A 15750-nucleotide genomic window follows, 5' to 3' on the forward strand; every position below is an offset into this window, starting at 1 on the left:
AAATTTCTCCTGAATCCGCGCCCATTGCCGCCGCAGACGCTGTGTATCCAGTTTGGAAACAACAGGGTGCCAATACAATGCCAACGACCTTCAACTGGATTTTTTTAGGCAACGAGCCGATAATTCTCGATCCGACCGAAGGCAACAGCAATGCCGAGAACGCAGGCCTGTTCGTCAACCGCACCTATGGCACCGCGATTGATCCGCTCTACCAGAACGTGACGCGCGTCACCACCATCGACAATGGTGGGGCGGCGGGCGCGCTGGATATGAACAATACCGCCTCGAATGATCAATTCTCGACCGACATCGGCAGCGGCACGCAGACCTTTACCTTTGACGGCCTGTCCACATTCAACGCCACGCTGACCTATACCGATGGCACGACGGCATCGTTTCTTGCGATTCTGGTGCAGGACACCAATGGCAATCTCTTTCTGGCGCCGCCGCTCAATACCACGCCGGCGAATGCCGCGAATATCGCGGCCATGACCGCGCGCCCGATCGAGTCTGTCACCTTCAACTCGGTCAACACCTCCACCAATACCAATCTCGGGGCTGACCGGGCTGACATCGGCATTGATGATGGCATCGTGCAGGGCACCGGCGGCGCTGATCTCATCAACAGCGGCTATACCGAGCCGGTCGCCTCTGGCTCTGACCGGGTGGACAACAACGACGCACCGGGCGGCGGCAACGACGATGTCATCAACGCGGGCGCGGGCAATGACACCGTGCTGGCGGGGCTGGGCAACGATTCGGTCCAGGGCGGCACCGGCGCCGACAGCCTGAGCGGCGAGAGCGGCAATGACACGCTTTTGGGCGAGGGCGGCACCGATACGCTGATCGGTGGCGCGGGGGATGACAGCCTCGACGGCGGCACAGGCAATGACACGCTTTATGGCGATGGCGGCACTGCCGCACGCTGGAGCTATCAGGTCTATACCCGCGATTTCACATCGGCCAACGGGCAGGCGTTCGACATCGAGAGCGGCACGTTGGCTGGCTCTGGCACCTCTGCCGCGTTCGACGTCACAGGCCACGGCCAACAGGCGACAGGTCAGGGCGATCCGAACGATTACGGCGTCATCTATAGCTCGAACCTCATTGCCACGGCGGACGGGGTTTACCGCTTTGCCACCACCTCGGACGATGGATCGACCATCCGCATTCTCGACGGCAACGGCGATCCTGTCACCTTCACCAATCAGAACGGCACGACGGGATCGTTTCTCGACAACGATTTCCATCAGGGCGCGACGACCCGTTGGGGCGAGGTGACGCTTGAGGCGGGCCAGAGTTACACCATCGAGGTGCGCTACTGGGAAAACCTCGGCGGCAATGTGCTCTCGGGCACCGTGACCTTGCCGGGGGGGGCGGTGCAGGATCTGGCGACCAGCCCCTTGATCGTGGGCAGCGATAGCATTGCGGGCAATGATTACCTCGATGGTGGCGCGGGGGCGGACCTGCTCTTTGGCGAGGGCGGCACTGACACGCTGATCGCAGGCGAGAATGACACGCTATATGGCGGCGATGGCGATGACCTCTTTGTCATCGGCTCGCCCGCCGAGACCGGCACCGGCACGATCACCATCGTCGGTGGCGAAGGCAGCGAAACCGGCGGCGACACGCTCTTTCTGTCGCCCGAGGCGCGCAAGGCAGACATCACATTCTCCAACCCCGACGATGCGGCGGGTGGGCTATCAGGCAGTTTCACCCTGACTGACGGCACGGTGGTGAATTTCTCCGAGATCGAGAACATCATCTGTTTCACCCCCGGCATCCGCCTTCTGACGCCCAACGGCGAGCGCAACGTAGAGACCTTGCGCGCCGGGGATTTGGTACTCACCCGCGATCACGGCCCGCAACCCGTCCGTTGGACCGGCCGCCGGACGGTGCCGGGACTTGACCGCTTTGCGCCGGTGCGCGTGGCCGCGCATGTGCTTGACGGGGCGCGCGCGCCGCTCCTGGTCTCGCCGCAGCACCGCTTTCTGTTTACCGGCTACAAGGCCGAGTTGCTCTTTGGCTGCGATGAGGTGTTGATTGCCGCCACGCATCTGGTGGATGGGCAGGCCGTCACGCGGGTCGCACAGGCGGCGGTGACCTATATCCATATCATGTTCGACCAGCACGAGGTGATCTATGCCGAAGGCGCCGCAACCGAGAGCTTTCATGCAGGCGCTGTCGGACTTTCGGCCATTTCGGACCAGGCGCGCGAAGAGATGTTCGCGGTTTTTCCCGAGTTGCGCAGCAATCCCAACGCCTATGGCGACACCGCGCGGCCCTGCCTCAAGCGGCACGAGGCACGGCTTTTGCAACCCTGCGGATGAGATCCCTAAATTCTGCCAAACCCGTGCCGTTAAATAGTCTGACTCCAGACAAAGTTAGAGCAAGCCAGGCCATTAACAGAATTCCAAAGGGTTTTTCCTAAGATCAACGGGGCCATTTGGCGCCGGTCTGTGTGGTGTGCGGAAAGTGAGGTGAAATGAAATACGCGGTAGAGACAGCAGTTGGAATGCAGCCCGCCACGGGCGGGCGTGAGGCATTTTGCGCCCGACAGTCCGACGTCAGAGCAGGTCCGCCTGAGACGACCGCCGGATGACAGGATGGCATCCGACCTGCCCACTCTTCCCGCCCGACTTGAAACGACCCCGCAGAGCGACACCGTCGCGCCCCGCCCCGACAGACAGCGAGCATCTTGACCATGGCTACGACATTTGACCTTTTCTACCTTGGGGTTGCACCGCAGATCGACACGGTCGAGGGAAATCTAACCTCCGAAAATCATACAGCCCTGAACGGACAGGTGTTCGGCAGCGCGCTCGCTCCGGTGTCGAGCACTCTGACGTCGCTCTCTCCCGCAAAAACTCTTCTGGGTCTTGTCGACTCCTACACCGGCGGGGCCACGTCCAGCGCCTATGACTCGAACAATTTCTCGAGCAACGAACAATTCATCATCGGCGGCGTGACCTACACGCATGACGCGACGATGCGCTACACCAATTCGGTGATCACCTATACCGATGGCACCACGGCCATTGTCGAAGCCATTGTCATGCAGGACACCAATGGCAATCTCTATCTGATCCCACCGCCCTCCGGGCCAAACACCTATTCTGCCGCGCTCGAGGCCAAGCCGATTCTTTCGGTGACCCTCGGCACCGCAGCGCCCGCGAACGGCACGGATGTCTTTGGCATGACCGCAGATCGGTATGATCTGACCCTGTCGGATTACATGGTCGAGGGAACGGCAGGCAATGATCTGATCAACGCCGCCTATCTGGGTGACCCCGAAGGCGACAGGATTGATGACACAGACAATCTCGCCGGGACCAATGACGACCTGGTCTTTGCCGGTGCCGGCAATGACACCGTGCGCGCGGGTGCGGGCAACGACACGGTTTACGGCGAGGACGGCAACGACCTGCTGGATGGCGGCGCGGGCAACGATTTGCTCCAAGGCGGCAACGGGAACGACACGCTGATCGGCGGTGCCGGGGCGGACACGATGATTGGCGGCGTCGGGCTTGACATCGTCGACTACTCCACCTCCGGCGCGGCGGTGACGGTCGATCTTGCGGCTGGCACCGCAACCGGGGGGGATGCCACAGGCGACGTTATCAATCAGGGCATTGATGGGATAATCGGCTCGGCCTATGACGACACGCTCATCGGCTCGGATGCCAGCAGCACCTCCGGGACGGACATCTACACCACCTATATTGATGGCGGCGCGGGCAACGATTTCATCGACGGGCGCAACGGCGGGGACAGCCTTCTTGGCGGCACCGGCAGTGACACGATCCTCGGCGGCGGCGGCAATGACCTGATCGACGGCGGCGCGGATGGCGACTGGCTCGACGGCGGCGATGGCACCGACACGATCTTTGGCGGCGCGGGCGATGACACGATTCTGGTCGCAGGCGACAATGACAGCATCTTTGGCGGCGATGGCGCCGATCTGATCCATGCCACGGCGCTCAATCTCTCGGGCATCAGAAACTTCACCGTCGACGGCGGCTCAGGCGGCGTTGACAATGACACGCTCGATCTCTCTGAGCTGATCGCCGACGGTTGGGTCATCACTGGCATGACCCAGAATGCCGAGAACAACGGCAATCCCGGATTCAGCGGCCAAATCCAGCTCACGCGCGGATTCGAAGGCGCGACCATCAACTATACCGATATCGAAAACCTGATTCTCACCAATTCCGATTACATCGTCGAAGGCACGGCAGGCGCGGATCTGATCGACGCCTCCTATGCCGGTGATCCCGAAGGGGACAAGATCGACAATCTCGACCACTCCGATGGCAGCAATGCGGATTCGGTGCTGGCGGGGGCTGGCAATGACACGATCGTCGCCGGGGCTGGCAATGATACCGTGCTGGGCGAGTCCGGGGCCGAGGTCATCTTTGGTGGCGAAGGCGATGACTCGCTCTTCGGCGGGGCCGAAAATGACACCATCGCAGGCGACGCGGGCAACGATCACCTGTTCGGCGAAGGCGGCGACGATCGTTTCACCCTGCAAAACGGCTTTGGCGCGGATACCATCACCGGCGGCGAGACCGACGAGACGGCAGGCGACACGCTGGACCTCAGCGGCGTCACCGGGCCGCTCACGCTTAATCTGTCCAATGCCGTTTCCGAGAGCGGCACGGTCAGCGATGGCACCGCAACCGCCAGTTTCTCCGAAATCGAGAACATCCTTCTCGGGGCTGGCACTGATACGCTGGTGCTGGCCGATGGCTCGGGCAGCGACGCGGTCACCGGGTTCACGGCCCCCACCGACACTGGCAATGGCACCTATACCAGCGGCGATCTGCTGGATGTGTCGGGTCTGACCTCAGATGGCACCACCCCTGTCACCACGGCCGATGTGACCGTGACAGATACCAATGGCGACGGCACTGGCGATGCGATCCTGACCTTCCCGAACGGCGAGAACCTGACGCTGATCGGCGTGCCGATGACCGATGTCGACAGCACCGCCGCCCTCGTGGCGATGGGCATTCCCGACGCGCGTGATTTCGTGATTGAGGGCAGTGCCGGTGCCGACCTCATCAACGTCGATTACACCGGCGATCCCGAAGGCGACCGGGTGGACGCCGGGGATGCCGCCAACGGCTCTCAGGATGACGTGATCTTCGCGGGCGCGGGCAGTGACAGCATCGATTCCGGGCTTGGCAACGATCTGATCAATGCAGGCGCGGGCGATGACGAGATTTTCCTCGACGGCAGCCTGCAAAACGACACCATCATCGGCGGTGAAACCGAAGAGACCGTGAGCGAAGACGACCGGATCAACTTTTCCGCCATTTCCGACGGGCTGCTGATCAACTTCACCGCACCTGAAACCGGCACCATCACCGATGGCACCTCTGTCACCGAGTTCTCGGAGATCGAGCGTTTTCAGATGGGCACTGGCGCGGATACGGTGATCGGCTCTGACGGGGTTGAGGAAATCATCGGCAACTACGGCGATGACAGCATTCTTGCAGGCGGCGGCAACGACACGATCTTTTCCGGCTTTGACAATGACTATGTCGATGGCGGCGCGGGCGATGACTCGATCCTCTCCTCCTCGGGGGCGGATACGGTCTCGGGCGGCGCGGGCAACGATCAGATTGACCTCGGGCCGGGCGACGGCGAAACCGATCTTTTGATCTTTTCGGATGGCGATGGCGCTGATGTGGTCTCTAGCTTTGAGATCCCCATCGACAACGGCGACGGCACCTTTACGGGCCGCGATCAGCTTGATGTGTCGAACCTCACGGACGCGGCGGGCAACCCGGTCAACGTTGCAGATGTCACGGTCGGCAGCGATGGCAGCGGCAATGCCGTCCTCAGCTTTCCGAATGGCGAGAGCATCACCTTGGTCGGGGTCGATCCCGCCTCGGTGTCTAGCCACGATGCATTGGCCGCCATGGGCATTTTCCAGCCCGATTACATCGTGCAGGGCACGGCTGGCGATGATGTGATCGACGCAAGCTATAGCGGCGACCCCCAAGGCGACCAGATCGACAATGCCGACAGTCGCAACAATGACAACGCCGATGTGATCGACGCAGGCGCGGGCAATGACGTGATCATGGCCGGACTTGGGGCTGACACCATCTTTGGCGGCGCAGGCAATGACACGGTGTCTGTGGGTCAAGGCGACAGCGTCCAAGGTGGCGATGGCGACGATTTCTTTACCCTGACCGATACCGGCGAGACTGAGACCGGCGCAATTTCGATCCTTGGCGGCGAAGGCGACGAGACCATAGGCGATACGCTCTGGCTGGGCGAGACCGCGAAGAAATCCGATATCACCTTCTCCAATTCGGATGATGCGACGGGCGGGCTCTCGGGCAGCTTTGCGATGGTCAATGGCACGGTCGTGACCTTCTCCGAGATCGAGAACATCATCTGCTTTACCCCCGGTGCGCGGATCCTCACCCAATGGGGGGAGCGTCCGGTCGAGAGCCTGCGCTTGGGCGATATGGTGGTGACACGCGACCACGGGTTGCAACCGGTGCGATGGGTGGGCAAACGCACGGTGGCCGGTCTGGGCGATTTCGCCCCCATTTCCGTCGCCTCCAGCGTGATGGGCGGGCGAGACGCGCTCTTGGTCTCGCCGCAACACCGGCTGCTCTTTACCGGCTATCAGGCCGAATTGCTCTTTGGCGAGAGCGAGGTTCTGATTGCGGCCAAGCATATGGTGAACGGGCGTGATGTGACGGTCAGCCCCTGCGACGAGGTGACCTATATCCACGTCATGTTCGATCGCCACGAGATCATCTTTGCCGATGGCCTCGGCACCGAGAGCTTTTATGCCGGGGACATGGCGCTGACCGCCGTCGATGCCGCCGCGCGTGAAGAGCTGTTCGCCATCTTTCCGGAATTACGCAGCGCACCGGGCCAGCACCGCGACACCGTGCGCCCCTGCCTGCGCCGTCACGAGGCGCAGCTTTTGTGCGGCTTGGGCGAACGAGAGGTTGCCTGAGCCCGCTCAGGTCGACGATTTAGGCCGGCGATTCAGGCCGAACGGCGCAGCGGGGCTGTGTGCCCCGCGGCCCAGACCCGCACCGCATCGCCAAAGGCGGTAAAGAGCGGGCGACTGACCGGATCATGCGCGGCATTATATTCGGGATGCCATTGCACCGACAGGGTAAAGCCCGGTGCGCCGTCGATATAGAGCGCCTCGGGCGTTTCATCCTGCGCCCAACCGTCGATCACCACCCCTGCACCGGGACGCAGGATACCCTGACCGTGCAGCGTGTTGGTCATCACTTCCTCCGCCCCCATCAGCCGGTGAAACACCCCGCCCGGCGCAAACCGCACCTTGTGGCGCAGCGCGAATTGCTCGTCCATCGTGCCCTCGGGGGGCATGCGGTGATTGTCGCGCCCCGGCAGATCGCGGATTTCGGGATGCAGCGTGCCACCCATGGCGACATTCATCTCTTGAAACCCGCGGCAAATACCAAGGATCGGTTGCCCCCGCTCGATACAGGCACGCGCCAGCGGCAAGGTGATCGCATCGCGGGCACGATCGAATGCGCCATGCGCTTCGGTTGCAGCCTCACCATATTCCTCGGGATGCACATTGGGTCGCCCGCCCGTCAGCAGAAATCCATCACAGATCTCCATCAATTCTGCCACCGAAACATAGCGCGGGTCTGCCGGGATGATCAGCGGCATACAGCCCGCCACATCGGCCATCGCAGAGGAATTGATCGTGCCGCCCGCATGGGTCGGATAGCGATTGTCGATCTGATATTGGTTGGCGATGACACCAACGACCGGGCGTTTCATTTTCGTCTTTCTGGGTTGCGCCACACTTTCATTCATTTGCCTAAATTATAGTGCGAAATGGAATAACAAAACATCAATTCCCGCACATATTTCCGTGCGATGATGCGGATTTGCCCAAAAACCCTGCACCGTTTGTTGATCTTTCGGCGGCAAACTGGCCGCTGTGGGCGGGGCTACCCCGTCACCGGTCAAACGCATCCCGACCGGCCGGGTTCTCCCCGTCCACACCAGCCGTCTTGCGGCTGCGCCGACAGCGTTTGCTGCAATGGCGCACCTCGTCCCAGACGCGCGCCCATTTGCGCCGCCATTCCATCGGCCGCCCACAGGTGGCGCAGGTCTTGACCGGCAGATCGGATTTTCGGCGCGCGCGCGGCATATCAGAGATCCAAACGCAATTGCGCCGTCGCCGCCTTGGGCTTGGCCCGCCTTGGGCGTTTGCGGCTGGCATGGCGGGTCACGATCCGCGCTGTCTCTGCATCGCCGCGGTGCGCCCGCCGACAGGCCCAGACCGCCTCGCGCGCCACCCGCGCCGCCTCGACCGGATCGACAATCGGCGCGGGGTATCCCCGCCCCAACAGCGCCTCCGCCTCTGACCACGCCCACGGGCGTTGCAGATACGCATCCGGCACATGTGCCAGTTCCGGTAGCCAACGGCGAGTGAATTCCCCGCTCGGGTCCTGATCCAGCCCCTGTTTCACCGGGTTGTAAATCCGGATCGTATTCATCCCCGTGGTGCCCGATTGCATCTGCACCTGTGGCCAGTGAATCCCCGGCTCGTAATCCGTAAAGGCTCGCGCCAGAACCGGCCCGGTGCTGCGCCAATCCAGCCACAGGTGATAGGACGCCACCGCCATCAGCATCGAACGCATGCGGAAATTGAGCCAGCCCGTCGCCCTCAGGGACCGCATGCAGGCATCGACAAAGGGCAGGCCCGTCTCCCCCTTCGACCATGCCGCCAACCGCACGGCATCGGCCACGCGCGGGCGCAGCCCTTCATAGGCCGGGTGCAGGCAGCGGCGCTCGATCTCCGGCTCATCTTCCAGCTTTTGCATGAAATGATCCCGCCATGCCAATCGCGCCTGAAACGACCGCATCGAGCGCGCCCAATCCGGCCCCCGCCCGGTGGGGGCCGCTGCCCCCGCCTGCACCGCCTCGCGCAGCGACAGCGTGCCAAAGGCCAGATGCGGGCTGATCCGCGAACAGGCCCGCGCGCCTTGCAGCGGCGAAGACATCGCCCGCTGATAGCTCTCGCCGCGTGTGCTCAGGAAGGAGGTAAGCGCCCGTACCCCGTCACCGCGCCCACCCTTTTGCCGCAGCGGGCAAGCCTCCATCAGCCCCAAAGCCTCGGGGCTTGGCAGGTCATCACTGGCCACCGCCGCCCCTCGGGCACCCTGCACCGCCCCTAGCACCGGCGCGCGCATGACCCTATCGCGCGCGCCCTGCCAGGCATCGCGACTGCTCAGCCGCCGCACCACGCCCGATTGCGGCATCTCGTGCCAGCGCACCCCCTGCCCCCGCGCCCACTCCGCCACCTGCCGGTCGCGCGCATAACTCCAGAGATTGCCGGTTTCCTCATGGCTCACCAGATGCGCCACGCCCTGATCGGCGCGCAGCGCCTCGAGCACCGTCACCGCATCGCCCACCCGCAAGACGAGCGACAGTCCCAGCGCCGCCAGATCCGAGCGCAGGCTCTCCAGACACTCGCAAATAAACGCATACTGCCGCTCTGAGGCATCGGGCTCTGCCCATGCCTCCGGCTCGACGATATAAAGCGGAATGATCGGCCCCAACCGCGCGGCATGGCTCAGCGCCGGATGATCCTGCACCCGCAAATCGCGCTTGAACCAGAGAATGACCGGGCGTTCCATGCCACACGAAATAGCGGTGGACCGCCCGAAGGAAAGCCCATTGCAGCCCCCTTGCCCAACGCCTACCTTCGCGCCAAAGCCAAAGGAGAGCGCCATGAAAGATGCAGCCCCGCAGCCCGTTTATCTCGAGGATTACACACCCCCTGCCTATCTGGTGGACGCGGTGCATCTGACCTTCAGGCTTGCGCCCAAAACCACCCGCGTCCTCAGCCGCATCGAATTTCGCCCCAATCCAGAGGCCACGTCGCGCGATTTTTTCCTGCATGGCGAGGCGCTTACCCTCATCTCCGCCCACATCAACGGGGCCGAAATCACACCAGAGCTGACAGCCCAAGGCCTCCGCGCCCAAGTGCCCGACGCGCCTTTCGTGTTTGAGGCGGAGGTCGAGATTGACCCAGAGGGCAACACCGCCCTCGAAGGGCTATACATGTCGAACGCCATGTATTGCACCCAATGCGAGGCCGAAGGCTTTCGCAAGATCACCTATTACCCCGACCGCCCCGATGTCATGAGCATCTTCACCGTGCGGATTGAGGGCGACGCGCCGGTCATGCTCTCCAACGGTAACCCGACCGACAGCGGCGCAGGCTGGGCCGAATGGCACGATCCATGGCCGAAACCGGCCTATCTCTTTGCGCTCGTCGCGGGCGATCTGGTGGCGCATCCCGATACCTTCACCACCCGCTCTGGCCGCGAGGTCGCGCTCAACATCTGGGTTCGACCGGGGGATGAGGACAAATGCGCCTTTGGCATGGAGGCGCTCAAGAAATCCATGGCTTGGGATGAAGAGGTCTACGGGCGCGAATATGACCTCGATCTCTTCAATATCGTCGCCGTGGACGATTTCAACATGGGCGCGATGGAGAACAAGGGTTTGAACATCTTCAACTCCTCGTGCGTCTTATCCACTGCAGAGACCGCCACAGATGCCAATTTCGAACGTATCGAGGCGATCGTCGCACATGAGTATTTCCACAACTGGACCGGCAACCGCATCACCTGCCGCGACTGGTTCCAGCTTTGCCTCAAAGAGGGGTTGACGGTCTATCGCGACAGTCAGTTCACCTCTGACCTGCGCTCCGCCCCAGTCAGACGCATCTCGGATGTGATCGCCCTGCGCGCCCGCCAGTTCCGCGAGGATAACGGTCCGCTGGCGCATCCTGTGCGCCCTGAAAGCTTCATTGAAATCAACAACTTCTACACCGCAACCGTCTATGAAAAAGGTGCCGAACTGATCGGTATGCTCAAACGCCTCGTGGGCGATGCGGCTTATAAAGAGGCGCTCGATCTCTACTTCACCCGCCATGACGGACAGGCCTGCACCATCGAGGACTGGTTGCAAGTCTTCGAGGATGTCACAGGCCGCGACCTGAGCCAATTCAAGCGCTGGTATTCCGAGGCGGGCACGCCGCGCCTGCGCGTTACCGAAGAGTTCAACAATGGCCGCTACACGCTTCATTTCGAACAGAAAACCCCGCCCACACCGGGACAGGAGGAAAAACACCCCCGCGTGATCCCGATTGCCGTGGGCCTGCTCGGCCCCAATGGCGACGAGGTGCAGGCAACCTGCGTGCTGGAAATGACGCAGCCCCGCCAGAGCTTCAGCTTCGATGGATTAGCATCGCGCCCGATCCCCTCGATCCTGCGCGATTTTTCCGCCCCGGTGATCCTCGAGCGCGAGAGCAGCAATCAAGAGCGCGCCTTTCTTCTGGCGCATGACACCGACCCGTTCAACAAATGGGAGGCGGGGCGCGCCCTGGCCCGCGCAGGCCTCATCGCCATGATCACCGAGGGTGCTGCCCCCGATCCTGCCTATCTCGATGCGATTGCCCGCGTGGCGCGCGACGACACACTCGATCCCGCCTTCCGCGCGCTGGCCCTCGGCCTGCCCTCCGAGGATGATCTTGCACAGGCGCTGTTTGACGCGGGGCACACGCCTGACCCGCAAGCGATCTGGCAGGCGATCGAGACCCTGCGCGACGCCCGCGCCGCAGCGCTCGAAAGCATCGCACAGGATCTCTACACCCGCCATCAGGTCACAGCCCCCTACCGGCCCGACCCCGATCAGGTCGGCGCGCGGGCGCTGGCCAATGCGGCGCTGGCGATGCTCAGCCGCCGCGATGGCGGGGCCCGCGCGCAGGCGCAATATGACGCCGCCGACAACATGACGCAGCAATTGGCGGCGTGGTCCTGCCTGTTGCAGGCGGGGGCCGGCGACCGCGCCACCGGGGCATTTTATACCCAGTGGAAACACGACCGGCTGGTGATCGACAAATGGTTCAGCCTGCAGATCATGCAGGCCGCACCAGAGCACGCGGCAGAGGTGGCCGAGCGGTTGACGCGCCATCCCGATTTCACGCTGCGCAACCCAAACCGTTTCCGCGCCACGCTTGGCGCGCTCAGCAGTTCGCCCGCAGGCTTTCACCACGCCTCGGGACGCGGCTATCGCCTGCTGGCGGATATGCTCATCCGGCTCGATCCACTCAACCCTCAGACCACGGCGCGGATGTGCTCGGCCTTCGAGACATGGCGCCGCTACGATCCGGTGCGTCAGGGCATGATCGCGGCAGAACTCGACCGCATCCTCGCCACCCCGGATCTCAGCCGCGACACGACCGAGATGGTCGGGCGAATACGGGGGGATTGAGAGGCGGCATTGCCCCCGCGTCTTGTTCGGCGCGGGGCGCTGAGCCTCAAGCCACCGCGCGCCCTAATCCTCGACCTGCGCCACCCGTACCGGCCGCGCCCTTGGCCGTACCGAGGACAGCGGCTTGCAATAGGTCTGCGCCCGCGTCCAGCGCTGCATATCCTCACGCATGTTCACATTGCTCAGCGGTCCCCAATCGGCCGCCACCCCGCGCCGCCCCTCAGAGACGACACCGTCGCGCAGCACCGTATGCGCCATGATCCGGATCGCACAGCTTAGGTTGTCTGGCCCGTTGCGTAATGCCTCGCCACTGCCGGCCCGGCATTTATAGCCCCGCGCCGTCGCGGGCAGGATCTGCAACAGCCCGTGCCACCGCCCACCGCCTCCGACAGCTTTGGGATTATAGGTGCTTTCATACTTGGCGAGCGTTGACAGAAAGCCCACCCAAAAGGCGCGGCGGCGGGTCTCGCCGCCCGTGGCATAGGCGGGGCACCAACTGGCAATATCGCGCGGCACAGTCCGTACCAGCGGGGCGCCATGCGCCTTCAGCGCCGAGAGCGCGCTGCGCGTCAAGAGCGGCGCGTCGCTGCGATGCTCCCAGCGCGTGCGCGGAATATTGCCATCGCGGACAGGCGGAGCGAGCGGAACAAACCCGGAAACTCCCTCCTGAGCGACGCTCGGAAGAGAGAAAAACACAATGAAAACAATCGTCATAATTCTCTTCATCCGGCAATTTTGGCGCAAAGCGGATGACATGGCAATGTCCCCGTGCCGCTCGCTCATATTCCCTGCCTTCACCCAAGCATTGCCCTTTTTTGGTCGAAATCGAGAGGCAGATTCAGGGATAACATGCGAACCGGAGTCATCATGCCGTTTGAACCCATTGCCAAGCCAGAACCAAGCGAGCCCGCCCCGCGCAAGCGGCGGTCACAGGCAGCAGGACGCTGGCCGGATCTCTTGGGACTTTTGCGGCGCAAACCCGAGACAGACCTCGACAGCTTGTCCAAACGAATCCTGCTTCCCTCCCTGCCGGTGACGGATGAGGAAATGGCCCGCGCCATGCATCAGGACCGGGGGCAAAAGCTCGCCCGTCAAGAAATGTGGCCGGAACTGGCGCAGGTGATCGAATATACCGATGCCGCGCGGCTGCGCACCCCCGGCGGCGAAAACGCGACAACGCTTCTGGCCGTGGGCGCGCGCGCCGATGTGGTGTCCGCCGCCGAGGACGCGCTGCATGATGGGTCAGAACCGGACCCCTTCGGCATCGACGCGCTCGAAGAAATGCAGTCAGACTGTTCCGACAGCTACCCCTGTGCCCTGATCGTGGCGCTGGCGCATATCGACATCGGCTGGGCGTGGCGCGCCACCGCGACCGACCGCACCCGCGCGGCGCATGAATTGCGCTTTCTCGAACATTTCAAACGCGCCGAGGATATGCTTGCGCCCTTCGACGGGGTTGATCTCGATGCGCCCTCCTTGGCCGCCGCGCAATGCGCGCTTCTGGCGGCGCGGCGACAGCCCCGGATGCGCGTGGCGGACGATTACGAGCGTCTGATCGACCTTGATCCCGACAGCCCGCGCCACATGCGCGCCCTTGGCGAGGCGCTCTTGCCCGCGCGCTATGGCAGTTACGAGATGCTCGATCTCGAAGCGCGGCGCACGGCCTCACGCACCGGTGAGATTTGGGGCGCTGGGGCCTATGCGTGGGTCTATCTCGACGCTCTGGCGCTAGATCCCGATGCGATGGCCCGCTTGGACGCGGATTTCTTTGTGGACGGGCTGCGCGACATCGTGGCGCGGCGTCGCGATCAGCATGTGATCAACCAACTTTCGGCCTTTTGCGGCATCGTCATGGCCCCCAAGACCGGCAAACAGCGCGTCTCAGCCCCACAAGAGGCCGCGCGCCGCCGTATTCACGACTGTCTGGATTGGCTTCTGGAGAACCATTTGCAGGAATTGCATCCGCTCATCTGGTCGCAAACCCTGCTCAGCCCCGGCCTGACACCGTCGCTGCCCTCGCGCCGCGCGCTGGTTCTCAAGGGCCGTCAAACCGCTCTGCGCATCATCGCCCAATGCTTTGAAGAGGACATCGCGGACGGCAGTTCCATCGCCTTTTCCAGCTCCGGCATGTACCGCTTGCCCGCACTCTGAGAGCAGACGCGCTCAGAAATGCGCCTTTGGCTCATCCGGTTTGCCCGCCGCGATGGCCAGAATCCCGGCCAAGCCGGTAAAGCCCAGCGGGAACATGGTAAAGACGTTGAAGCCAAAGGCGTAATACATCAGCCCCGCCGACACGAGCAGCAACAGCCCACCCCATAGCGCACGCATCTTGGCCATCGCCCCCCCGGCAATCGCCAAAAGTGGCGCCAGAAAGCTCGCGGTGCGGATCAGCGCCGGATCATGCACCTGATAGAACAATCCGTCCACCTCGCCGACCCGGTTGATCACCTCGGTATAGCCATAGCTGAAAAACCCGACCAGCACCGCCAGACAGCCGCCGATTACCCCCAACACCATTGCCGCACTGCGCATTCACCCGCCTCCTTAACCTCGCCCCGATATAGGCGGTCACGCCGCCTTAACCAAGGAGCGCCTTCTGTGTCTCCTTGCTCCAGCCCAGATAGAGCGTGCCGTCATCGTCAATCAACGGGCGTTTCATCAACGCCGGATACTCGGCCAAGACTGTGAGAGTATCGCGCGCCCGCTCGTCTTCGCTCAGCCCCCGCCACGTCGTTGACTGACGATTCACCAGCGCATCCCCGAACTGCGCCAGTGCCGCCTCTGCCACATCCTTGGGCAAGCCTTGCGCCCGGACATCGTGAAACGTCACGTTTTCAAGCGCTTTCAATGCCTTGCGGCAGGTATCACAGGTTTTCAATCCGTAGAGGATCATCGCACAGTCCTTCATTTTTGCGTCATTATCGGTCAAAACCCCGCCCGTTATGGAGTTTTGCTTGATTTTTACAATGGCGATGCAATCATCGTCCTCGTAACGATGGGCATTCAGATTCCGCCTTTGCAACGCTTGGCCGGTCCCTGAGGGTCCGGAGTCACATGGCCCGGCATATTCCCGGGGAAGCGACGCAAAAGGAGAAGCGGAATGCCAACCGGCACCGTGAAATGGTTTAACACCACCAAAGGTTATGGATTCATCGCCCCTGATGGCGGCGGCAAGGATGTGTTTGTGCATATCTCTGCGGTCGAACGTTCGGGGCTGACAGGGCTCGCAGACAATCAAAAGGTCGGTTTCGAGCTTCAGGAAGGGCGCGACGGGCGGCAAATGGCATCTGATCTGCGGCTGCTTTAACGCATGTGACATCCTTTTGCAGTCCGGTGGGGTACCGTGCCAGCGGTCCCAAACCCGATGCAGCCAGAACGGTCAAGAAAACAAAACAGGGCGCGCCGAGGCCCGCCCTGTTTGGTGACTTTTTCTGCCAC

The 15750-nt window shown here is 62.7% G+C and carries 11 protein-coding genes; 5 read left to right on the top strand and 6 right to left on the bottom strand.

Features of this window, described 5'->3' with window-relative positions; genetic code table 11:
• Positions 1-77 precede the first annotated feature (77 nt).
• Both VR71_RS06120 and VR71_RS06125 read left to right on the top strand, forming a co-directional pair.
• Positions 78-2330, top strand: coding sequence for a Hint domain-containing protein (locus tag VR71_RS06120; protein ID WP_045682087.1), 2253 nt, complete (start codon positions 78-80; stop codon positions 2328-2330).
• 374 nt (positions 2331-2704) lie between these two features.
• Positions 2705-6988 carry a Hint domain-containing protein gene (locus VR71_RS06125; RefSeq protein ID WP_045682088.1) on the top strand — a complete coding sequence of 1428 codons (4284 nt, stop codon included), beginning with the start codon at positions 2705-2707 and terminating at the stop codon, positions 6986-6988.
• Positions 6989-7020: 32 nt separating this feature from the next.
• On the opposite strand, the gene VR71_RS06130 is transcribed toward VR71_RS06125, so the two are convergent.
• The 3 genes from VR71_RS06130 to VR71_RS06140 all read right to left on the bottom strand — a co-directional run bounded on the left by VR71_RS06130 (position 7021) and on the right by VR71_RS06140 (position 9761).
• Entirely contained in the window at positions 7021-7797 is a 777-nt protein-coding gene (locus VR71_RS06130; protein ID WP_045682090.1) for a gamma-glutamyl-gamma-aminobutyrate hydrolase family protein, read from the bottom strand.
• A gap of 181 nt (positions 7798-7978) precedes the next feature.
• Positions 7979-8173: a DUF2256 domain-containing protein gene (locus tag VR71_RS06135; RefSeq protein ID WP_045682093.1), complete on the bottom strand. Its 195-nt coding sequence runs from the start codon at positions 8171-8173 to the stop codon at positions 7979-7981.
• A gap of 1 nt (position 8174) precedes the next feature.
• A complete protein-coding gene (locus VR71_RS06140; RefSeq protein ID WP_296429959.1) occupies positions 8175-9761 on the bottom strand; it encodes an FAD-binding domain-containing protein in 1587 nt (528 codons plus the stop codon).
• Between VR71_RS06140 and pepN the strand changes: the two genes are divergently transcribed.
• Positions 9760-12312, top strand: coding sequence for an aminopeptidase N (gene pepN, locus VR71_RS06145; protein ID WP_045682095.1), 2553 nt, complete (start codon positions 9760-9762; stop codon positions 12310-12312). The two genes, VR71_RS06140 and pepN, sit on opposite strands and share 2 nt — an antisense overlap.
• 63 nt (positions 12313-12375) lie before the next feature.
• Here the strand turns inward: pepN and VR71_RS06150 are convergent, their stop codons facing one another.
• On the bottom strand, positions 12376-13026 hold the full coding sequence (locus VR71_RS06150) for a transglycosylase SLT domain-containing protein (protein ID WP_045682097.1): 651 nt from the start codon (positions 13024-13026) through the stop codon (positions 12376-12378).
• 153 nt (positions 13027-13179) lie between these two features.
• On the opposite strand from VR71_RS06150, the gene VR71_RS06155 reads away from it, so the two are divergent.
• Positions 13180-14463 (top strand): hypothetical protein, encoded by a 1284-nt coding sequence (locus VR71_RS06155; protein WP_296429961.1) that lies wholly within the window; start codon positions 13180-13182, stop codon positions 14461-14463.
• Between the two features lie 12 nt (positions 14464-14475).
• Here VR71_RS06155 and VR71_RS06160 read toward each other — a convergent pair whose 3' ends face one another.
• Positions 14476-14844, bottom strand: coding sequence for a hypothetical protein (locus tag VR71_RS06160; RefSeq protein ID WP_009815608.1), 369 nt, complete (start codon positions 14842-14844; stop codon positions 14476-14478).
• 46 nt (positions 14845-14890) lie between these two features.
• On the bottom strand, positions 14891-15205 hold the full coding sequence (locus tag VR71_RS06165; RefSeq protein WP_040650810.1) for an arsenate reductase family protein: 315 nt from the start codon (positions 15203-15205) through the stop codon (positions 14891-14893).
• Between the two features lie 207 nt (positions 15206-15412).
• Between VR71_RS06165 and VR71_RS06170 the strand changes: the two genes are divergently transcribed.
• Complete coding sequence (locus tag VR71_RS06170; RefSeq protein ID WP_008280689.1) at positions 15413-15619, top strand: cold-shock protein; 207 nt, start codon at positions 15413-15415, stop codon at positions 15617-15619.
• Positions 15620-15750: the final 131 nt, after the last annotated feature.

The organism is Roseovarius sp. BRH_c41 (genome assembly GCF_000961715.1).
Taxonomy (GTDB): Bacteria; Pseudomonadota; Alphaproteobacteria; order Rhodobacterales; family Rhodobacteraceae; genus Roseovarius.